At 67.7% G+C, this 22,185-nt stretch carries 11 protein-coding genes; 7 read left to right on the forward strand and 4 right to left on the reverse strand.

Going from position 1 to position 22,185, the window contains the following annotated elements:
* Nucleotides 1-69 precede the first annotated feature (69 nt).
* Nucleotides 70-1,065, reverse strand: a complete 996-nt coding sequence (locus P0W64_RS03760) for an ABC transporter substrate-binding protein (protein ID WP_275478723.1) — start codon at nucleotides 1,063-1,065, stop codon at nucleotides 70-72.
* Nucleotides 1,062-12,236 (reverse strand): non-ribosomal peptide synthetase, encoded by an 11,175-nt coding sequence (locus P0W64_RS03765; RefSeq protein WP_275478724.1) that lies wholly within the window; start codon nucleotides 12,234-12,236, stop codon nucleotides 1,062-1,064. The genes P0W64_RS03760 and P0W64_RS03765 overlap by 4 nt, the downstream gene beginning before the upstream one ends.
* A 235-nt stretch (nucleotides 12,237-12,471) precedes the next feature.
* On the opposite strand from P0W64_RS03765, the gene P0W64_RS03770 reads away from it, so the two are divergent.
* From P0W64_RS03770 to P0W64_RS03785, 4 genes are all read left to right on the forward strand, one after another.
* Nucleotides 12,472-14,175, forward strand: coding sequence for an ABC transporter ATP-binding protein (locus P0W64_RS03770; RefSeq protein WP_275478725.1), 1,704 nt, complete (start codon nucleotides 12,472-12,474; stop codon nucleotides 14,173-14,175).
* Nucleotides 14,172-15,890, forward strand: coding sequence for an ABC transporter ATP-binding protein (locus P0W64_RS03775; RefSeq protein WP_275478726.1), 1,719 nt, complete (start codon nucleotides 14,172-14,174; stop codon nucleotides 15,888-15,890). Before P0W64_RS03770 ends, P0W64_RS03775 begins: the two co-directional genes overlap by 4 nt.
* A 349-nt stretch (nucleotides 15,891-16,239) precedes the next feature.
* A complete protein-coding gene (locus tag P0W64_RS03780; protein ID WP_275478727.1) occupies nucleotides 16,240-16,917 on the forward strand; it encodes an MspA family porin in 678 nt (225 codons plus the stop codon).
* 52 nt (nucleotides 16,918-16,969) lie between these two features.
* A complete protein-coding gene (locus P0W64_RS03785; RefSeq protein WP_275478728.1) occupies nucleotides 16,970-17,698 on the forward strand; it encodes an MspA family porin in 729 nt (242 codons plus the stop codon).
* Between the two features lie 133 nt (nucleotides 17,699-17,831).
* Here P0W64_RS03785 and P0W64_RS03790 read toward each other — a convergent pair whose 3' ends face one another.
* On the reverse strand, nucleotides 17,832-18,731 hold the full coding sequence (locus tag P0W64_RS03790; protein WP_275478729.1) for an oxygenase MpaB family protein: 900 nt from the start codon (nucleotides 18,729-18,731) through the stop codon (nucleotides 17,832-17,834).
* A gap of 123 nt (nucleotides 18,732-18,854) precedes the next feature.
* Here P0W64_RS03790 and ppk2 point away from each other — a divergent pair, with 123 nt between their 5' ends.
* From ppk2 to P0W64_RS03805, 3 genes are read left to right on the forward strand one after another with little or no spacing between them, the layout of a single operon-like run.
* Nucleotides 18,855-19,793: a polyphosphate kinase 2 gene (ppk2, locus tag P0W64_RS03795; RefSeq protein ID WP_275478750.1), complete on the forward strand. Its 939-nt coding sequence runs from the start codon at nucleotides 18,855-18,857 to the stop codon at nucleotides 19,791-19,793.
* A gap of 58 nt (nucleotides 19,794-19,851) precedes the next feature.
* The gene (locus P0W64_RS03800) at nucleotides 19,852-20,718 is read left to right on the forward strand and encodes a hypothetical protein (protein ID WP_275478730.1); all 867 of its coding nucleotides are present in this window, start codon (nucleotides 19,852-19,854) and stop codon (nucleotides 20,716-20,718) included.
* A 1-nt stretch (nucleotide 20,719) separates the two neighbouring features.
* Nucleotides 20,720-21,586 (forward strand): alpha/beta fold hydrolase, encoded by an 867-nt coding sequence (locus P0W64_RS03805; protein WP_275478731.1) that lies wholly within the window; start codon nucleotides 20,720-20,722, stop codon nucleotides 21,584-21,586.
* Between the two features lie 37 nt (nucleotides 21,587-21,623).
* Here the strand turns inward: P0W64_RS03805 and P0W64_RS03810 are convergent, their stop codons facing one another.
* Nucleotides 21,624-22,166, reverse strand: a complete 543-nt coding sequence (locus tag P0W64_RS03810) for a TetR/AcrR family transcriptional regulator (RefSeq protein WP_275478732.1) — start codon at nucleotides 22,164-22,166, stop codon at nucleotides 21,624-21,626.
* Nucleotides 22,167-22,185: the final 19 nt, after the last annotated feature.

Consider the following 22,185-nt stretch of genomic DNA (forward strand, 5'->3'; position numbering starts at 1 on the left):
TTTCGAACCAGGTCTCGCCGATGCCTCGCTCACCTTTTGAAACTCCGCGGTCCGTGCGCGCGAGGCGGGTCATTTCTTCGATGCGAGCCTGTCCAGGGCTTCCTCGATCGACCTCAGCTCCGCAGCCTTCGCCGAGTAGGTGAGCGTCGGATCGCACTGCACACCCAACGCTCGCCCGTCGCTCACCTGCGGGAGTGACTTCCAGGCGTTGGATTCCAGCACGGGCTCGACGGCGGGAGCGGGCTTCTTGTCCGGGCCGGATCGATAGATGATCGCGTCGAACTGCGAAAGATCACTGATGCGTTCCATCGAGACGGTTTCGAACGTCTTCGTCCCCACGGACGTCTCGCCGGGGATGTCCAGCCCCGCTTCCGTCGCGGCGACCGTGCAGTAGCTGCTGGAGTACTCGCGTTCGAACCTGCCTTCTTCCCCCTCGGTGCGATTCACGAATGCGAAGGTCGTCGATCGGAGCAGACTGCCGTATCTCCCCTTGATATCGGCGACGAGTTTGTCGTAGGCGGCTTTATCGTCGTCGACCCTGCCGCGCGCGTCGACTGCATCGGCTGTTCGCTGGAGCTGTGCTTTCCATGGCGACATATCTGTCTTGCTGGGGTTGATAGATATGTACGCGGTCGGTGCGATAGCCTTCAGCCGCTTCGCCACGTCGGCATTCCGCTCCCACGCCTCCCGTGGGATGGCAACGGTGATGAGGTCCGGATTCAGGCCGGCGATCTGCTCATAGTCGAGGTTCGGCAGATTGCCGAGGTTCTCCGCTGCTTCGTATGCCTCTCGCTGTTGCGGTGTCAGCCAGGACATCCATTCCTTGCCTGGAGCGCCGCTCATGCCGACGGGTTCGACGCCGATCTGTAGGAACACGCCCGGAGAGCCGATCGTCACGATCCTCTGCGGGTGTGTGGGGATCTCGACGGTACCGTTGTCGGCCTTGAAGCTGCGCATCTCGCCGGCGGGGGTGTCGCTGCTGTCACCGCATGCCGCGAGCGCGGCAGCCGCGCTCAGGAGCGCCGCGATCAGTGTGGTGCGGCGTCGTGGTGAGGTCGAGGTCATGGGCGGCTTCTCTTTTCATTCGTCTTCGCCAAGGAGTCGAGAGCCTGTATCCAGAGATCCCGGAGTCCGACCACATCGGCCTCCTCGAGGATCTCGGTGGCGTACGTCATGCCGCCCTGCAGGTCCCACCCGCTTCCATCGCGTGCCTCCACGGCTGCGATGTCGATGTGCAGCACACTCGCGAGCGGCGTGGCCGGATCGCCCAGGTCTCTGATGCCCGGCGTCTCGGGCGCGGTGTGCCACTCGGCGTCGTCCGTGCCGCCGCCGGAACCGAACTGACCGAGGTAGGTGAAACCGACCTGCGGCCCGGTCCCTTCGAGCAGTTCGGTAGCAGCCGAGCTCGCCGTGCGCAGGACGCCGTACCCGATGCCGTGGTCCGGAACCCGGCGCAACTCGTCTCTGATCCGCAATACCGCTGCAGCGGCGGCGCCGGGGTCGGTGAGCGCCGTCGCCGGATCCACGTCGGCCGTGTCGAGCCCGACGGGATACTCGGTGGTGAACCATCCGACGGCCCGCGACAGGTCGCTTCCGGGGACGAAGGACTCCTCACGCCCGTGACCCTCGAGTCCGACCAGTACCCGGCGGTGTTCGACACCTCTCCGAGCCCGCCAGGCACCGACCGCGATGGCGAGCGAACCCAGCAGCACCTCGTTCACGTCGGCGGATAGCGACCGCGGCAGTTCGGTCAGCACGCTATCGGTGATATGCGGCGGCATCTGCAGGGACACCGTGCCGGCGGTGCGCCGTATATCGCGCGCCGGATCCAGCGGCCGGGACCCCAACAGGGGATCGGCCGACGCTGTCACCTCCGTCCAATAGTCGACACTGTCGAGGACGTCGGGATCGGATGCGCGGGAGGCGAGCGCGGCGGCCCAACCCGGCACCGTCGTTCCCGCGGGAAGCAGCTCGTCGGTGGTGCGCCCGATCATCCGCTCCCACGAGTGCTGGAGGTCGTCGCCCAGTATCCGCCATGACATGCCGTCGATGACCAGGCGATGGATCACCAGCAACAACCGGCCCGAGTCCTCCGCGTTGCTGGTGAACCAGGCCGCCTGCCACAGCACGCCGTCCTCGGGATCCAACAGGCGTGACAAGGTCGAGGCGGTCGAACGGACGCGCTCGCGCCATTCCGGGGACGACCACTCCCACGACACAGACGCCGACGCGAACTCGCCGGCCTCCGAGACGGCATCCGGGGGACGAACCGCGAATCCGTGTTGCCCCGACTCGTCCTGTACGAGCAGGCCGCGGAGCGCGGGATGATGCTCCACGACGTGATACCAGATTCGTTCGACATCCTGCTCGGTGAGACCAGCGGGTGTGACGAGCACGAACGATTGTGCATTCGACTCGAATCCCGGCTCCTCCACCCTGCGTGCCGCCGCCGGCCACAGCACCGACTCCGGGTCCGCCGCGGGCGTCGTTTCGAGGTCGCCGTGATGCGATTCGGCCGCCTGCAGGTCCGATATCCGCGCCAGCTCGCGGATCGAACGAGCGGTGAAGACGTCCTGCCCGGTCAGTTGCATCCCGGCACGCTGCGAGCGGGCCACCACCTGAAACGACATGATGCTGTCGCCGCCGAGGCGGAAGAAGTCGTCATCGACGGACAGCTCGGCAGCGTCGTCGAGATGCAACACATCACGGAAGATCTGCGCCAACGCGAGTTCGCTCTCCGTCTCTGGGGTCCGGCCACCGGTAGCTGCTCGGCCGAGGTCCGGCTGGGGCAGTGCCCGCCGGTCGAGCTTCCCGTTGACGGTGACCGGGAAGTTGTCGAGGAGGGTGAAGGTGGCCGGCACCATGTACTCCGGTAACCGGTCAACGACATGACCGCGCAAAGCGTCGAACAGCGCGGCGTCATCGGCGCCGGCGCCGGCGGTGATGTACGCGGCCAGGAATCTGCCTCCGGCGGGATGCTCACAGGCGAGCACCACCGCACCGGAGACCGACTCGTGGCGTTCGAGGACCGATCGGATCTCGTCGAGCTCGATCCGGAACCCGCGCACCTTCACCTGATCATCCGACCGCCCCAGGAACTCCAATTCCCCCTCTCGGTTCCAGCGGACCTGGTCACCGGTCCGGTACAGGCGGTCGCCGGTCGTGCTGAACGGATCGGCGACGAACCGCTCCGCGGTCACACCCGCCTGCCCGACGTAGCCGTTCGCCACCTGGATCCCACCCAGATACAGCTCGCCCGCCGCGCCCGCCGGCACCGGACGCAGCCACCCGTCCAACACCCGCACCGAGCAGTTACACGCGGGGCGGCCGATAGGCGTCGTACCCGCCCCCGCGGGCAGGTGCGCGAGGTCGTAGCCGGTGACGTTGATGGCGGCTTCGGTGGGACCGTAGAGATTGAATGTCTCTGCGCCCGAGAACAGTCCGCGCGCGGCGAGGGCGGCCGCAGGCGAGAGAGCCTCGCCGCCGAACAACACGCGCCGTACCGTCGACAGCGAGGCCGGATCGGGTGCCGACTGCAGCAACGCCTGGAGCATCGACGGTACGAAATGTGTGCTCGTGACGCGCTGTCTGCGGATCACATCCGCGATGTAGGCGGGATCGCCCTGGGCTCCGTCGGCGGCGGCCACGATCGTCGCCCCGACGATCAACGGGAGGAAGATCTCCGGGACCGACGCATCGAAGACGGCCGACGCCTTCAGCAGCACTCGATCGGCCGCCGAATAGCCGAACCTGTCCCGCCCCCAGAGCAATCGGTTGACGACCGCACGATGGGACAGCTCCACCCCCTTCGGACGGCCCGTGGTGCCGGACGTGAAGATCACGTACGCGGGGTCGGCCGGTGTGAGCGCGCGGGCAAGTGTCGGCGGCTTCGACCGTCCGAATGCTGGGCGGACCGGCACCGTCTCCGAATCCACCACCACGACAGCAACGCCCGTATCGACGAACGTACGCTCGTGGGCGTTCGCGGTGTCCCGGTCGGTCAGCACCAGCAACGGGGCGGCGTCCATCAGAATCGCCTGCACTCGCGCGGCGGGATATCGGAGATCCATCGGTACATACGCCGCCCCCGCACGCAGAGTCCCCGCCAGAGCCATCACGAGATCGGCGGATCGCGGCAGCATCACGGCCACGCGATCGCCTACCGCTACACCCCGATCGACCAACAGGTGCGCCAGCGCGTTCACCCGCGAATCGAACTCCGCGTAGGACCAGTCCGCCTGTGCCGCATCGTCGGTGACGGCGATCGCATCCGGCGACGAGGCCGCCTGATCCTGCACCAGGGAGTCCACCGTGGCGTGCGGTACGGGCATCACCGGCCCCGTCGACCAGGCGCCGACGTCTCCTGCCGCGGATGCCGGCGTGAGCGCGATGTCCGCCACACGGGTGGCGGGGCCGGCCGCGATCGCGTCCAACGAGTACCGGAGCGCTTCGAGGAATCGCTCGGCGGTGGCTCGGTCGAACAGTTCGGTCGAGAACCGGAGCACACCGGAGAGACGGTCGGTGCCGTCGAACACGAACAGGTCGAGGTCGGTCTTGACCGTCTCGAGCGGCACCAGCTTCCGCTGGGCGTCGGCCCCCGGAAAGGTGACGGTGCGTTGCTCGCCCGCGATCACCCGGTGCGTGAGCATGACCTGGAAGACGGGATTGTGGGCGGCCGACCGTTCGGCGCCGACCGCCGTCGCGATCTGCTCGAACGGCGCCTCCTGGTGGGCGAATCCCTCCAATACGGTCCGCCGGGCTCGGGCGAGCACATCGCCGATGGTGTCGCCGGGCCGAAGTCGGTGACGTATAGGGAGGGTGTTGACGAAGTACCCGATGAGATCCTCGAGCCCGTCCTCGGTTCGCCCCCCGACGGGCGATCCGACGACGACGTCGTCACCACCCCCGAGCGCGGACACCGCCAACGCGGTCGCAGCGTGCACGATCATGAACATGGAGACACCCTGCGCATCGACGACGTGCTGCAAGGCCGCGACCGTAGCCTCGTCGATCGTGAAGGTGACCTCGTCACCTCGGTGCGTGGGAGCGATCGGTCGGGGCCTGTCGGGAGTGATCGTCGACTGCTCGGGCGCGCCCGCCAGGCTGTCCCGCCAGTATTCGAGATGCCCGGCGATCTCGGAATCGGGATCTGCAGGATCCCCGAGAACCTGACGCTGCCAGAGCGTGTAATCCGCGTACTGCGCGCGCAACGGGGCCCAGTTCGGTGCCTCGCCCGCGACGCGGGCTCGGTAGGCCGTCGACAGGTCCCTCAGCAGCACCGGCAGGGACCATTCGTCGATGGCATGGTGGTGGATCGCCACGATCAGGACCCACGCCGCGTCCGCTACCTGGAGCGCATTCGCGCGGAACGGAACGTCGACCGCCAGATCGAACCTCGCCTGCACCAGGCGCTGCACCGTCGAGTCGACCGTGTGCTCGTCGGCGCTGGTGAGATCCTCCACCGCGAGGACCTCGCGGCGATCGAGGTCCTGGACAGGGACGATCGCCTGGCAGACCCTTCCGTCGTCGTCGACCAGCAGCGTTCGAAGCGGCTCGTGCCGGTTCACGACGTCGCGCACCGCGGCCGCGAGGGCCTCGACGTCCACCCTGCCTTCGAGTCGTATCAGCGTCGGTACGACATACCGACCCCCCGGGTCGCCGAGCGCGTCGATCACCCAGAGTGCCTGCTGCCCGAAGGACGCCGGGATCACGTCCGGTCGCTGCAACTCTCCGATCGACACGGCCGCACACGGGTCCGGCGCATCGGAGATCAGGTCGGCCAGACCCGCGAGGGTGGGGTGATCGAACACATCTCGCAGCGACAACCTGGATCCGAGCTGTGCATTGGTGCGGGCGACCACCCGCGTCGCCAGCAGGGAATGCCCACCCATATGGAAGAAGTCGTCGTCGACCGACAACGGTGCCTCCGGCGCGAGATGCAGGACGTCGCGGAAGATGTCGGCCAGGACGAGTTCGGTGTCGGTCTCCGGGGGGCGACCGCTTCGGGTCTGCCCGAGGTCGGGATCGGGTAGCGCGTCCCGGTCGAGTTTTCCGTTGACGGTGACGGGAAACCTGTCGACCCGCGTGAATGTCGCCGGGACCATATAGTCCGGGAGCACTGCGGCGACATGCCCGCGCAGCGAGTCGGACAGCGCGGTGTCGTCGATGACGTCGGTAGCATCTGCTGTCGTCCCCGCGGTGACGTAGGCAGCCAGGAACGTTCCACCCGCGGGGTGCTCCCGCGCAGTCACTACCGCACCCGAGACCCGCTCGTGTAGCTCGAGGATCCGCCGGATCTCCTCGAGCTCGATTCTGAATCCGCGCACCTTCACCTGATCATCGGCGCGGCCCAGGTATTCCAGCTCGCCGTGCGGTGTCCAACGGACCAGGTCTCCGGTCCGATACAACCGGCGACCGGTCGTGGTGAACGGATCGGCGACGAAGCGTTCTGCGGTCGATCCACAACGCCCCGCATATCCCTGTGCCAACTGGGTTCCGCCGACGTACAGCTCGCCGACGACACCCACGGGTACCGGACGCAGCCACCCATCCAGCACGCGCGCCGCGGTGTTCGGCACCGGCGTGCCGATGGTGAGGTGGCCGTTCCCGGCCGTCGTGTTGCCTGCGTCGTCGCCGGTACCGTCCAGCAGGGCAACGGTCGAAGCTGTTGCGTCGCCGGTGATCTCCGTGGAGCCGTAGAAGTTGTGCATCTGTGCGCGGGGCGCGGCGCGGTGCATCTGCTCCGCCGTGGCATCGGCCAGCGCCTCGCCCGACGACACCCAGTGCCGCACCGATTCCAATCGGCCGTCGGCGACCTCGATCAGCGCTCCCGCCAGAGAAGGCGCGGTCAGCAGGTGCGTGATCGCGTAGCGGTGTATCAGCTCGGAGAAGGCGGCCGGGTCGCCCGCCCGTCTCTCCCCGGCGACCACCAGCTGGGCGCCGGCGACCAGCGGGGTCAACGATTCGGTGAAACCGTCGATGAACCCGATACTGCTCTTCCCCAGTACCCGCGACGAGCCGTCGAGGCACAGTTCTCGTTGTGCCCAGAGGAGTCGGTTGACGACTGCGCGGTGGGGGAGCATCACGCCTTTGGGGCGGCCGGTGGTGCCGGAGGTGAAGATCACGGCGATCGGGTCGTCGGGGGTCACGGGGCGTGACGTCGCCGGTGGGGTTGTTCGTCCTGTGGTGATGGTGGTGCGTGTCGGTGTCGCGTCGATGGAGATCACGGTGACGTCGGCGCGGGTGTAGACGTCGGCGAATCGCTGTGCGGATCGTGCGTCGGTGATGGCGACTGTGGCGTCGGCGCCGTGGAGTACCTGTGTGACCCTTTCGGGTGGGTAGTCGGGGTCGATCGGGACGTATGCTGCGCCGCATCGCAGTACGGCGGCGAGGCTGATCACCAGGTCTGCGGATCGGGGTAGGAGGACGGCGACTCGGTCGCCGACCTGTACGCCGGTGTCGGATAGTAGGCCTGCGAGTGCGTTGATCTGGGCGTCGAGGCGGCGGAAGGTCAGGACGGTTCCGGCGGCGTCGTCGGTGACGGCCACCGCGTCGGGCGATGCTGCGGCGCGTTGTCGTACCAGGTCGTCGACGGAGACATCCGGGATGTCCCGGACGGCACCGCACGACCACGCAGCCGATTCCTGGGCGGGCGCGGACAGGGCGATCACGGGTCGGTCGGGAGAGGTCGCCATGGCCGTGAACACGGTGGTGAGGGTCGCCGTGAACCGATCGATGGTGGAGCGGTCGAACAGATCCGTGGCGTAAGTGAGGATGCCGGAGATTCCGTCAGGTCCGTCGATGATGTCGACGTCGATGTCGGTCTTGGCGGAGACCGGCCGAAGCGGGGTGGCCACGGCCGTGAGGCCAGCGGCCGCGAATGCGAGCGGTTCGGTGCGATGCCGGTGCGTGAGCATGATCTGGAAGAGGGGGTTCCGTTGCGCGGTGCGTTCGGTACCGACCTCTCTGGTCACCTCTTCGAACGGCGCTCCCTGATGGGCGAATCCGTCCAGTACCGCCCTTCTGGTCTGCGCCCAGACATCGGCAAGGGTCTGCGTCGGTGTGAACCGGTGTCGGATCGGGAGCGTGTTGACGAAGTATCCGACGAGGTTCTCGAGGCCGTCTATGTCACGACCGCCCACCGGGGAGCCGATGATGACGTCCGTCCCTGCGCCCAGGATCGACGCTGTGACGGCGACTGCCGCCTGGGAGACCATGAACATGCTGACCCCCCGCGCCTCGGCGTTGCGCCGCAGCGCGGTCACCAGATCAGCGTCGAGATCGAAGCGCAGCGTCTGCCCCGCATGAGTCGGCTGCTGGGGGCGGGGCCGGTCCATGGCGATGACCGACTCGACCGGAGCCTCGGCGAGTGCCTCCGACCAATAGGCGAGATCGTGCGACAGGGCCGAATCGGGGTCATCGGCCGATCCCAGCGTGGCCCGTTGCCAGAGTGCGTAGTCCGCGTACTGGACTGGGAGTTCGGGCCATCGGGGCGCCCGCTCCTGTAGACGAGCGTCGTACGCCGTGGCGATATCGGCCAGAAGCGATGGGAGAGACCATTCGTCGACCACGTGGTGGTGCGCCGACAGGATCAGCACGTGACTATCCGATGCCATGCGCAGAACGGTCGCGCGGAAGGGGATATCCGCTTCCAGATCGAATTCCCGGAACGCGATCGCTCGCACCCGATCCTCCAGCGCCTCGTCGTCGACCGGTGGCCGGGCCTCCTCGACCGCTACGTCGAACCGGGCCAGCGCGTCGTCGGCCGGCACGATCAGCTGCGCTACCAGATGGTCGTCGTCGCTGACCAGTACTGTCCGTAACGCCTCGTGCCGCACCAACACATCACGGATGGCGGCCGCCAGCGTGGCGACCTCGAGGGAACCGGTCAACCGCACCGCCACCGGCACCAGATACTGCGACCGTGACCATCCCATCTTGTCGATCAGCCACAGCGACTGTTGCCCGAAAGATGCGGGAATGCTGCCGGATCGGGGGATCGATCCCAGAGTCCGCGGATCGTGACGCGCGCCGGAATCGGCGGGCGTTCGATCGAGCACCTCCGCGAGTGCGGCGACTGTGGGGGCGTCGAATACATCGCGCAACGTCAGGGTCGCGCCCAGGTCTGCGTTGACGCGAGCGACCAGCCGAGTCGCCAACAACGAATGACCACCGATACGGAAGAAGTCGTCGTAGGCCGAGACCGCAGCCGCATCGTCCAGTCCCAGAATCTCCACGAACAGGCCGGCCAGTACCTGCTCCACACGACCGGTCGGAGCGCGTCCCGTTCCGATCGTTCCGACCAGGGGTGCGGGGAGCGCGCGGCGGTCCAGCTTGCCGCTGGTGCTGGTCGGCAACTCCTCCAGGGACACGACAGCCGACGGCACCATATAGCTGGGCAGATGCCGTGCCACATGTTCCTGGACGACACCCACGATCCGGTCGCGCAGATCGTCGGCGCCGCGCGTCGATGCCCGTGCCGTCGCGCTGGGGATCACGTAGGCGGCCAGTAACTTTCCGTCAGCCGGGTGGTCGGCGGCGATCACCGCGGCGGCCGAGACCCACTCGTGGCGTTCCGTCACCGCCCGGACCTCGTCGAGCTCGATACGGAATCCGCGGATCTTGACCTGGTCGTCGGTGCGGCCGAGGTACTCGAGTTGTCCGTCGTGGTTCCACCGGACGAGGTCGCCGGTGCGGTACAGGCGCTGCCCGCCGGTGCCTTCCGGGTCGGCGATGAAACGTTCCGCGGTCAGGCCGGTCCGCCCGAGGTAGCCGTCTGCCAGCTGGGTTCCGCCCAGATAGAGCTCGCCGACGGCGCCTTCGGGCAGCGGTCGCAGCCAGCCGTCCAGGACCCGCACGAACGAGTTCCACACCGGACGGCCGATCGGAGTCGTGTCCGCATCCGCCGGCAGGCGAGTCACGTCGTAGGCGGTTATCTCGACGGCGGCCTCGGTCGGACCGTAGAGGTTGAACAGCGCGGCACCGTGGAACAGCCCGCGCGTCGCCAGCCCCGCGGCCGGCGCCAGCGCCTCACCCGTGAAGGAGACCAGCCGCACAGTCGAAAGGAGCGCAGGGTCCGGATCCGATTCCAGAAATGCCTGCAGCATCGACGGAACGAAATGGACGCTGGTCACGCGCCGCCTGCAGATCACGTCAGCGATGTAGGCCGGATCGCCGTGGGCGCCGTCCGCGGCCACCACGATCGAGGCACCCGCGATCATCGGCAGGAACACCTCCGGCACCGACACGTCGAAGGTGATCGGCGTCTTCAACAGCACCCGATCCGACGGAGTGAATGCCAGCTCGTGCTGTGCCCACACAAGCCGGTTGACGACTGCGCGGTGGGGGAGCATCACGCCTTTGGGGCGGCCGGTGGTGCCGGAGGTGAAGATCACGTAGATCGGGTCGTCGGGGGTCACGGGGCGTGACGTCGCCGGTGGGGTTGTTCGTCCTGTGGTGATGGTGGTGCGTGTCGGTGTCGCGTCGATGGAGATCACGGTGACGTCGGCGCGGGTGTAGACGTCGGCGAATCGCTGTGCGGATCGTGCGTCGGTGATGGCGACTGTGGCGTCGGCGCCGTGGAGTACCTGTGTGACCCTTTCGGGTGGGTAGTCGGGGTCGATCGGGACGTATGCTGCGCCGCATCGCAGTACGGCGGCGAGGCTGATCACCAGGTCTGCGGATCGGGGTAGGAGGACGGCGACTCGGTCGCCGACCTGTACGCCGGTGTCGGATAGTAGGCCTGCGAGTGCGTTGATCTGGGCGTCGAGGCGGCGGAAGGTCAGGACGGTTCCGGCGGCGTCGTCGGTGACGGCCACCGCGTCTGGCGATGCTGCGGCGCGTTGTCGTACCAGGTCGTCGACGGTGCCGTCCGGGATGTCCCGGACGGCACCGCACGACCACTCGGCGACGGCGGCGTCGACTGCTCTGCTGCCGGGCGTCGCACACTCGGCCACGGTGAACAGCGACGCATCCGCGGGCAGCGATACGGCCGCATCGACGAACCGCGCGAACCCGGCGGCCCACCGATCGACCTCGTCGAGCGTGATGCACGCCGCGTGTCCCGCCAGCTCCATGGTCATTCCGCCCGAACCGTCACTGGAAACGGCGAGATCGAGGCGCCCCACCGGGCCCGGATTGATCGTTTCGGGCGTCCCGACCACGTCACCACACCGCGTCTGCTGGACGAAGAGCTTGATGTTGATATACGGCAACATGAGATAGTCACCCGGCCCCGCAGGCCAGAATCGCGCCATCTGTTCGTCGTCGACGTCGGTGTGCTCGTCTGCGCGTCGCAGTTGCTCGCGAACCTCACCCAAGACCTCGGTCAAGGAGCGCGCCGGATGGACGGCGAATACCACGGGAAGCACTCGAGCGAACATTCCCGGCGTGCGCAGTTGCGCTGAACCGGAACGCGCCATCAACGGGACGCGAACTGCGGCGTGATCCTGCTTTTCCACGATGGCGTGATACAGGCCCCACAGAGCCACCAGCGTCTCTGCCCACCCGGCATCCGCCGCCCGGCAGAAGGCGCGGAACGCCTCTGATCCTACCTCGGTCGACGGCACTTCGACGGGCCGATGCGAGAACTGGAACATGTCATCGAGAGAAGCCCCTGCCGGAATGTGTGACGTGTGTGCCTGCACGTCGAGTAACTCGCGCCAGTAATCCTCGTCCGCGCCCCTCGCGGACGCCACAACGCCTACTTCTCGAAGGACCGCGGTCCAGTCGCCGAACCAGCGATCCGGTACCGGCTTTCCCGCAATCCGCGCCGAATACAGTTCCGCCACGCGGCGCTTCACCAGAGCCACACCGTAGCCGTCCAGCAATATGTTGTGGACCGAGAAGAACCACGCCCAGCCGCCGGTCTTACGCCGGAAGAGCGCCGACACCACGCGCGATGTGGACATCACATCGGCCGGTTCTGCCAGTGTGGTGCGGGCGTGATCCCGGATCGTGCCGTCCTCGACGGCGACGTCCGTCAGGTCCGTGCCCACCCGCCAAGGTCCGTCGAGCGCCTGGAACGGCTCCCCGTCCTTCTCGCCGAAGCGCACACGCAGTGCATCGCACTCCGAACACGCGTCCCTCACCGCCGACGCGAACAGGTCGGCGTCGATCTCGCCGTCGAACCACACGATTTGGCCGGCCCGGTGTCCCGACGCACCGGGCACCACACGCTGCGCAGACCACACCGCCCGCTGCCCGGCTGACAAATCCACGCGCATACCAGTGTCCATCGGGCCCCATTCTCGGTCGAAAGTAAGGTCAGGCTATACTACGTATTGATGGTCGCGAAGGGTCCATGCACATCTGAAGCAGGGGGTTGACCAGCGGGTTAGGGGTAGCTAGCCTGGCTCGGTTCGTCCGAAGAACGTGGTCTCGAACCGGATCTTCCTGTCGATCCCGAGCGCAACTGAAACGTAGGAAGCGTCTGCGGTAGAGCGCTGCGCCGAGCGAACTGGAGAGTGTCTGGTGACGGACCCCGCGGGTTTGGGGCGAGGGCGGCTGAATCGTTGGATGCCTGTGCTGTGGCAGGCGCCGGAGTCCCCGCCCGAGGTGGAACCGTTCGAGATCACGGAGTCGATGACTCCGCGGCGGTTTCTCGTGAAGGTCTTGTTCGCGGCGCAGCGGTACACGCTCCCCGGAGCCGTATTCGCGACCGTGGCGCAGGTCTCGATGGCGACGATGCCGGTGGTGGTGGGGGTGACGATCGACCGGGCGATCACCACGAGCAACCGGAACCAACTGCTGCTGTGGTTGGGAGTACTGGCGCTCGTCGGCATCGGCCGCGTCTATGGAGCCCGCATCGCGTGGCAGTTGATGGCGAATGCCATCCAACGCGTTCAACACCGGCTTCGGGCGACCCTGTCGTCGGCTTCCCTGCATCCGATCAACCGGAGTGCCAAGCAACCCGAGGGCGTTCTCGTATCGGTGATGACCAATGACGTCACGGGATTGGCCAAGAACGGCCTCGTCGTCTTTCCCGTGGCGGAGGTGATTGCGATCCTGTATATCGCTGTAGCCCTCTTCGTGGTGAGTTGGCCACTGGGCCTGGCGACGCTCATCGGGGCACCGGTCGTGGTGTGGATAATGGGACGACTCAGCGGGCGTTTCGCGAACACGAATCGGGAGTATCAGGGGCAGTTGGCGACGACGGTGGCCCGCGCGGCCGATCTCGTGACCGGCTATCGCGTGATCAAGGGTGTGCGAGCCGAACCCGCCGCGATCGATCGGTACACCTCGGCGAGCCGTGAGACTCTCGACGGGGCGATCAAGACCACGAATGTCCTCGGCCGGTTCCTTGCCGGAAGTGGCTCGATCAGTGGCCTGTTCGTCGTCGCCGTCGCCGTATTCGCCGGTTGGATGGCATTGCACGGTGATATCACCGTAGGCGAGTTGATCGCGGCCGTCGGGCTCGCACAAGCGCTACTGCCGCAGATGAATTTCATCACGTTCAACGCTGTTCCGGCCCTCGCCGGCGCCTACTCGTCTGCACAGCGGGTGCTGGCCGTACTCGAGGAATCCCGAGTCGGGCGCATGGCATCGACCACGGGCGTCGGCGCGCAGTCGCTCCCCGAGGTCGGCATCGTGATCGGCGAGCAGTCCGTGCTCGTGACTTCCGGGGAGATCGTGGGTGTCGAGTCCGACGATCGGACCGCCGGGCGGATCGTTGCCGCCCTCGTGGCTCCCGGAGTCGACGGTTCGGTCCAGGTGACAGTCGACGGCACGCCCGCCGAGGACCTCGACCTCGCGCACCTCCGGTCCCGAGTAGTCGTATCTCCCCATCACGCGATGATCTTCAGCGGCACCGTCGCCGAGGGCCTCGCGCTGTCCGGCGGCCCGGCGGAACGTCACTCCGCGGCGCTGCATGCTGCCGCATGCGATGACTTCATCGACATCGAGAACGCCGACGATGAGGTGGGCGAGATGGGTAACCGGCTGTCGGGCGGTCAGCGGCAGAGAGTCGCGCTCGCCCGCGCCCTCGCCAGTGAGGCACCCGTGCTCGTCCTGCACGACCCCACTACGGCGGTCGACTCCGTCACCGAATTCGTCATCGCCGAACGATTGCGCGAGTTGCGCGCGGATCGGGCCACGCTGCTGATCACCGCATCGCCCGGTCTGCTTGCGGTGTGCGACAGGGTCGTCGACTTCACGGACTCGGAGCTGAGCGTATGAGCGGCGTCGCACCTGTCCGGCTTCCCGTGGCCAGCGGTGGCGAGACGGCTCGGGGGATGCGTGTACTGGCCCGAGGTCATCGTCTCGCCATCGCGGTGGTCTTCGTCGTCGGTATCCTCGGTGCCGCCTCAGGACTCTTGATCCCGATCGCCATCGGCTACCTGGTGGACGGCCTGTCCAGCGGCGACGCGACGGTCGGCACACTCGGCATAGCCGCTGCGCTCATGGTGGGTGCCACGGTGCTGAACGCCGTGCTCGCGGCGATCAGCGTCAGGCTCGCCGCCCGCACATACCACACCCTGCTCGCTAAGCTCCGGGAGACGTTGTTCACTCGTGCGCTCGGGCTGCGCCAGCACACCGTGGAACGTGCAGGCACGGGCGACCTCATCTCCCGGTCCAGCGACGACGTGTCCGAGATCGGTAATGCCGCGACGGAGCTGGTCCCGGCTCTCACCTCGTCGGTGTTCGCGGTGATCGTCACGCTGGTCGGACTCGCGGCCCTCGACTGGCCCTACCTGGTGGTCGTGCTGGCCATGCTGCCGATCCACGCTATCGCGGTCCGGTGGTACCTGCGCACCGCCCCGAAGGTGTACGGCGCCGAGCGCGCCGCGATGAGTACACGCGCCCAGCAGATCCTCGAATCGCAGCGTGGCTATTCGACGGTGGCGGGGTTCGGCGCGGGTCTTCCGCGGCACCATCGGGTACTGGAAGCGTCCTGGGGCGTAGTCGGTCACAGTCTGCGCGCGCGAACTGTGCAGAACATGTTCCTGGGGCGCCTGTTCGGGATCGAATACCTGGGCCTCGGGGTGGTACTGGTGGTGGCGTACTTCATGGTGGGGACGGGACGTTCGACCGTGGGCGCCGCAACCGCCGCCACGCTCATCCTGATGCGACTGTTCACTCCCATCAACCAGCTGCTCATGGCGTTCGACACGATGCAGTCCGTGCTCGCTTCGCTGTCGCGGATAGTCGGCGTGATCACCATGCGCCAGCCGGTCGACAGCGCGGGCGACGGTGACGGCGGCGGCGCGATCCGGGTCGACGATCTGGAGTTCGGTTACGGCGATGGCCCGACGGTGCTCGACGGTGTCACGCTGAGCATCCCGGAGGGGCAGCGTGTCGCTGTCGTCGGCGCTTCAGGTGCGGGAAAGACCAGCCTGACGTCGGTGATAGCCGGCATCCACCCGCCGCGGTCCGGGACGGTGCGCAGACCCACGCGCACCGCGCTGATCACCCAGGAGACGCACGTGTTCGCGGGCACCGTTCGCGACAACCTGACCCTGGTCGACGAGACCGCGACCGACGACGAGCTACATGCCGCGCTCGCGGCGATCGGTGCGGATTCGCTCGTATCCACGCTTCCGGACGGACTCGACACCAGAGTCGGCGGCAGGGCTCATGAACTCACGCCGGCGCAGACCCAACACCTCGCGCTGGCCCGGCTGATGCTCGCCGACCCGGACGTCGCAATCCTCGATGAAGCGACAGCGGAGGCGGGGTCGACGCAGGCCGGTCAGCTGGACGCCGCTGCCGACACCGTGCTGAGCGGGCGAACCGGCATCGTGATCGCGCATCGGCTGTCACAGGCCGCCGAATGCGATCGCATCCTTGTGATGGACGACGGGCGCATCATCGAAGACGGCGACCACGAGACGCTCCTGGCCGCAGGCGGCATGTACGCACGGCTCTGGACCGCATGGGCTCGGGACCGATAGCCGTCGACTCGTCGCGGAGCCCCACCGGTGACCCGCACGTGTGGGGCCCGCACCGACTCCACCCGGTCTCGCCGGGGTGGCCGTGTCGCGCTGGATTCGACTGTCTACCAGACGATTCCGATGACATCGGCCAGGCCCCGGCGAGGAGCCCGCACGCCGCGAAGCCGTCGGGCGGGGCCGACTGTGTCCTATCTCTCGCTCAGTCTGCTCAAAGGCGAGCCCAAGGTAGTTGACAACATTAGGTAAGCCTTCGTAGGGTAATCGACGGCTGGTTGCGGCACTATCGGCGATTAGTCCGTATTTTTTTCAAGGAAGCATGAGTGCTTCATGTGGTGAGGGAGATAGACGAATGGCGCGATGGGGACGCATCGGCGCTGCCGTGCTGACCACCGCGGTCGCTGGCACGCTAGCGGCTGCACCGGCGAACGCGGACACGTATGTTCCATTGCCGGACGGCACGAAGAATGTCGCGACGGCGGGCAAGTTCAGTGTGACGTTGCGTTCGACGAATAATCACGCGAAGATCCTGCCTTCGCTGGCGACGGCGCAGACGCGGACGACGTGGGTCACCACGACCGGCTCCGCGGTGGTCAAGGGCGCCGGCAAGGACGTGAACGGCACGCTCAACGTGTCGCTCATGTCCGGGTGTCAGTTCCCCGGCGCGATCGGCGTCACCGGCACGCTCACCGGACCGGGCGCCACCGCAGGGACCGGCAACCTCCTCGGCGGCGGGACCCCGTCGGCCGGTGCGACGCTCGGCGGAGTAGGCGGCGGCCTCAACATCCCGCTCACTCCCGGCACCACTTCCGGAGTGACCGGTAACGCGGGGCAGTTCCCGTGGGCCTCGGTGTTGGACAACGTCTCGATCAAGAAGGACGGCACGTATTCGGTGTCGGTCAAGGACTACGACGTGAACTTCGGCAACTGCAGCGGGTACGCGCAGGCCCGCGTCGTGACCTGGGTCGAGCTCAAGGGCAGCAATCGAGTGCAGGGCTACCTGTACGGCAAGCCCTTCAGCCTCGGCTGACCCTTCCCGATCCCGCCCGGGCCCCGGGCGACCACTTTCTTGAAAGGCTGACATGAAGAAGGCACTGACCCGCGGCGCGGCTGTGGCCGCCGTGGCCGGAACCGCGCTCGCGGCTATGGCTGGAGGCGCCGCCAACGCCGATACCTATATTCCGCTCCCCGGCGGCACCGTCTCGCAGAAGGTCCCGGGCGGCTCCGTCACCGTCCGCCTCACGGGCGAGCACGCCAGGCTCTCGCCCGGCATGGTCGCCCTGCCGACCACGCGCAACGCGTGGGTGTCCGGAACCGTCACCGTCACTCTGAACGGGGCCGCGGCCAAGGGTGGCAACATCGGGGCCGGCTACGTCGTCGGCTGCCAGATCAACCTGGACAGCGCCGGTGTCAAGGCCGGTGTCGACGGCGCCTCGGGTGCCAGCGTCGATGCAGGCGCCGACGGGCTCACCCCCGCGATCGCGCCGAAGGCAACCGTCACCAGCGGGGCGACGGTGACGCTCAGCGCCGGCTCGATCGCGAAGCAGCCGCTCATCAGAGACAAGCCGAAGTGGCCCGAGGCGGGTGCCGAGTTCTCGCCCGACTTGACCGGCGGCGGTGGCTGGCAGTCGCCTTCGACCGGATTCAAGTTCACAGGTAAGACCGGAACCCTCAGCTACTCCGACGAGACGATCGGCGTCGACGGCTGCGCCGGCTATGCGCAGGCCAGGTTCTACGCGAGCGTCGGTTCCCTGTTCGGCGACCACGAGACCAAGACGCTCCTGTGGGGCAAGCCCTTCACTCTGGGCTGATCTCGGGAGAGAGAGAAGTGGGGTGCGGTCCGCTCACCCGGGCTGCATCACCATAGAAGAGGCGGGACGCTGTAGCGTCCCGCGTCTTCGCGTGTCCGGGTCTTGTCCGGCCCGGTGCGGACTCCGCCGAGCGCTAGCCTGCTGTGCCCGCGCGACGTGCGTCGACGGGACGCGTGATGCGTTGCTGCGCAGGCACTCCGGAGGTGCGATGCTCCCGCAGGACCTCGGCGGTACCGGGCGCGAGCGCGGCCAGGATCCACTCCTCGAGCGGACGCACCGCGAGCGCGGTGAGTGCCGCGCGCATGGCAGGTCGCATAGCGACCGTGAGTGCGTCGGCCTGCTCGAAACCGCCGAGGCGCTGCATCCACCGCGGCAGCGTCGCCACCGTCGCCGGTGCGGCGATCCGCGTCGCAACCCAGAACACGGGTCCGGCCGCGCCGATGGGTGCGCGTAACAGCCCGTCCACAGCGTTCTGCGAGCGCTCCGTCGCGCACATGCGGGGCCGCATCCGGTCGAAATAGGCGCGCACCTCGGGACGGCCGCGGGGCACGTCGTCGGGATCGCAGTCGAGTAGCTCCGCTGCGACGGCGCAGTCCGCCCAGTACCGGACCTCGTCAGCGTGGGACAGGGAGCCCGGCCCGAACACCTCGTAGCACTTGAGTGCGGAATGCCACCCCGTCACATGCGCCCACAACTGGGCCTCGGGATCGTCGGCGGCGTACCTGCGGCCGGCGCTCGGCTCGTACGCCGCCGTCTCGGACTGGACCCGCGTGAGCTCGGCGGCCGCGGCGAGGGCGGACCGGGAGTCGCCCACGGCCACCGTCAGGAAATAGCGGAGGGTGCGATCGATGCGTTCGCGCGGATCGGTGCGGGGGCCCTGCGACGCGGCCGCGGGGCTCGGTACGAAGTGCTCCAGCACGACGCTGCGCTGCAGGCCCAGGAGCGCCGACGGATGGGACCAGACCCGCCAGGTGGGGGAGTCCGGCCCGAAGAACCCGTAGTCGTCGGCGCGTAACGCGGCAGCGTTCGTCACAGTGAACACAGTAGTTGCTCCCGTCCATCTCGACGGGAGAAGCGCTTTCGCCGTGTCTGGCGCGGGCTGTTCACCGTGTGTTCACCATTCGGTCCAGCCTGTTCCGTAGACTCCCGGCGCGTGATGGACCTCGATCTGCCCGTGGGAATCGACCTGAGTCAGGTGAGCGGCCGCGAGGCCCTGCAGCAGATCGTCGATCTGCGCGCCACCGACGGCTTCTCGGTCAACGACGATGACGACGACGACCCCGTACTGCTGACGCCCGAGCGCCACGTAGTCGACACCTGGCGCGAGAACTACCCGTACGACGAGCGCATGCGGCGTTCCGATTACGAGCGCGAGAAGCGGCTCCTCCAGATCGAGCTGCTCAAGCTGCAGAAGTGGGTCAAGGAGACGGGGCAGCGGATCGTCATCGTCTTCGAGGGCCGCGATGCCGCCGGTAAGGGCGGAACGATCAAGCGCTTCACCGAGCACATGAACCCGCGGGGCGCCCGCGTCGTCGCCCTGCTCAAGCCGACCGAGCGCGAGGCCGGCGAGTGGTACTTCCAGCGGTACATCGACCACTTCCCGACCAAGGGCGAGATCGTGATGTTCGACCGCTCCTGGTACAACCGCGGCGGTGTCGAGCGGGTGATGGGCTTCTGCGACGGCGAGCAGCACGCGCGCTGGATGCACCAGGTGCCGCTGTTCGAGAAGATGCTCGTCGACGAGGGCATCCATCTAACCAAGTTCTGGTTCTCGGTGACCCAGCTCGAGCAGCGCACCCGCTTCGCGATCCGGCAGATCGATCCGGTCCGCCAGTGGAAGCTCTCGCCCATGGACCTCGCGTCGCTGGACAAGTGGGACCAGTACACGGCCGCGAAGGAGGAGGTCTTCACCGGGACCGACACCGATCACGCGCCGTGGACCGTGGTCAAGAGCAATGACAAGAAGCGGGCGCGCGTCAACGCGATGCGCTACATCCTGAACGAATTCGACTACGACAACAAGGACGAGGAGATCGTCGCGGGCGGTCCGGATCCGCTTATCGTGGGCCGTGGCAAGGACCTGATCGGGGACTGACCCGCGCCGCGGTCGGCGGACGGATTCCTGCGCGGCGGGCTCGCGTAGCGTGTCGGGGGTGCGCTCCTTCCTCGCCTTCGTGCTGGTGTTAGTCGCCATGCTGGCGGCGTTCGTCGCGGTGCCCGCGAACTGGGCGAACCGGTATGTCGTGGACGGCGACCGGTTCACCTCGTTGATGGCGCCCATAGCCGACGAGCGCGGGGTGCAGGACGCGATGGCCGACGAGATCTCCGGGCAGATCCAGCGTCTCCTTACCGAGCAGGGCGACAGCCGCCCACCGATGCAGACCATCACGCCGTATGTCACGGCGTACACGCACAGCTCGCAGTTCCCGCCTGCGTTCGCCGACTCGGTACGCGAGGTGCACCGTTGGTTGTTCACCACGCCCACCGCGCAGCAGCGGCTCGGTGGCGCGACCACCACGCAGATCGACTTGGCGCCGATGATCCGCCAGATCGCGGCCGAGAACAACGTCCGCGTGGGCGTCCCCGAGCAGGTGACGGTCGACCTGTCCGGTACGGGAGCCAACCGAAACCTGTTCCGTGCCGGTCGATTCGCGCCCGTCGCGGCGGATGTGGGGCTTGTATCCTGGGCGTCGATCGTCGTGGGGATAGCGGCGGCGGTGCTCGCGCTCGTGTGCGCGCGCAGGCGCGGTTTCACCCTGATGTTCCTCGGACTCGGGGCGGCCCTCGCGGCGGGCGTGACGTGGATCCTCTGCATCGCGGCGCCGTCCTACGTGGCCGCCGGTCGGGCGGGAAGTCTCAGCCCGACCGTGCTCGACGCGGCCGTGGGCCGCGTGACGTCGTCGATCACGCCGTGGGTGACGACGGAGGCCGTGATCGGCGGTGCGGTCGCGCTGATCGGGCTGTTGTTCGGTGGCCTCGGCTCCCTGGCCGCGCGGCGGTCGCGGCGCGAGGGCTGGTGACGTGCCGTCGCGGCGGCCGACGGTCGCGACGCTGACGTACCGCGACGGCAGCACGAACCCGGTCCGGATCTATCGCGGGGCGCCCACCGGTGCCCCGTGTGTGATCCTCTGGCCCGGGCTGAACGTGCCCGCGGCGTACTTCGACGAGCTCGCGTTCGGGCTGGTCGACGCGGGCTACAACGCGGTCGCCTCGGAGCAGCGGGGGCAGGGCAGCGCGCGCCCGCAGGTATCTGCGGCGAGCCGGTTCGGGTATCAGCAGATGGCAAGCGAGGACTACCCCTCGGTGGCGGCGCTGGCGCGGCAGAAGTTCCCTGATTCCCCGCGGATAGTGTTGGGGCACAGCATGGGCGGGCTGATCGGATCCATGTATGCCGCACGGGCGCGGAACAACATCGCCGGCCTTGTCCTGGTCGCGAGTGGCACCGGCTATCACCGGCTCGAGCCTCCGCTGGCGGGCGCGGCACGTCTGATCGGCACGGGCGTCGCGGCGCGGACGGCGGCCGCCCGCGGCCATTGGGCCGGCACCTCGATCGACGGTTTCGGACCGCAGGCGCGCGGCGTGATCCGCGACTTCGACCATCTCGTCCGGACCGGTCGATTCGACGTCGAGGACGCCGATATCGATTACGACGCGCGGCTCGCCGCGCTGGGCACGCCGGTGTTGGCAGTAGCGATAGAGGGCGACCGCGCGGTCTCTGCTGCGCAGGTGCGCGGGTTGGCGTCCAAGTTCCCCGCCCGGTCGACGACGGTGCAGACGGTGCCCGGCCGCCTCGGGCACAACCACTGGATCCTGCACCCGGAGGTCATGGTGCCCGTGTTCGACGAGTGGATCCGCTCGATCGTGCCAGGCCCGACGAGCAGAGGTTGACAGCTGTAAACTTACGCCTGTATATCTGGAGTCGGCCTCACGAGGGCCCGGGCGCATCGTAAGAGCGACAGAGTCGATCGACCTGAACGTCGATCGCCGGCCAGTCGATCACGGCCTGCATGATCCGCAGGTGGGCGGCGCCGTGCAGGGCGTTCCAGAAGTTGAGGGCGTCCAGGCGCGGCTCTTCGCTGCCTGCGTCGGCCATCTCCTTCTCGAGCAGTTCGAGCGACGCGCGACCGAGAAGCCGATCGAACTGAACGGGTGTGGAGAACAGCACCGTGTACTTGCCCGGATTGGCGAGCGCGAACTCGATGTAGCGCACGCCCAGCCGGCGCAACGGGACACGTGACTCCTCGCGATCACCGACCAGCGCGCGGTGCAGTTCGCCGTAGAACCGGACCTTCACCTCGACAACGATGTCGTCGAGCGACTCGAAGTGGTGGTAGATCGCCATCGCGGAGATGCCGGCGGCGCGCGCGATCCCGCGCAGCGACAGCCGCTCGGGCACACCGCTCGCCGCGAGTTCGTGCGCCGCCGCGTCGACGATCCGGTCTCGGGTGCCCGCCACCTGCCTGCTCACACGTCCTCGGTTCCTCGCG

Source organism: Tsukamurella sp. 8F (genome assembly GCF_029167375.1).
Taxonomy (GTDB): Bacteria; Actinomycetota; Actinomycetes; order Mycobacteriales; family Mycobacteriaceae; genus Tsukamurella.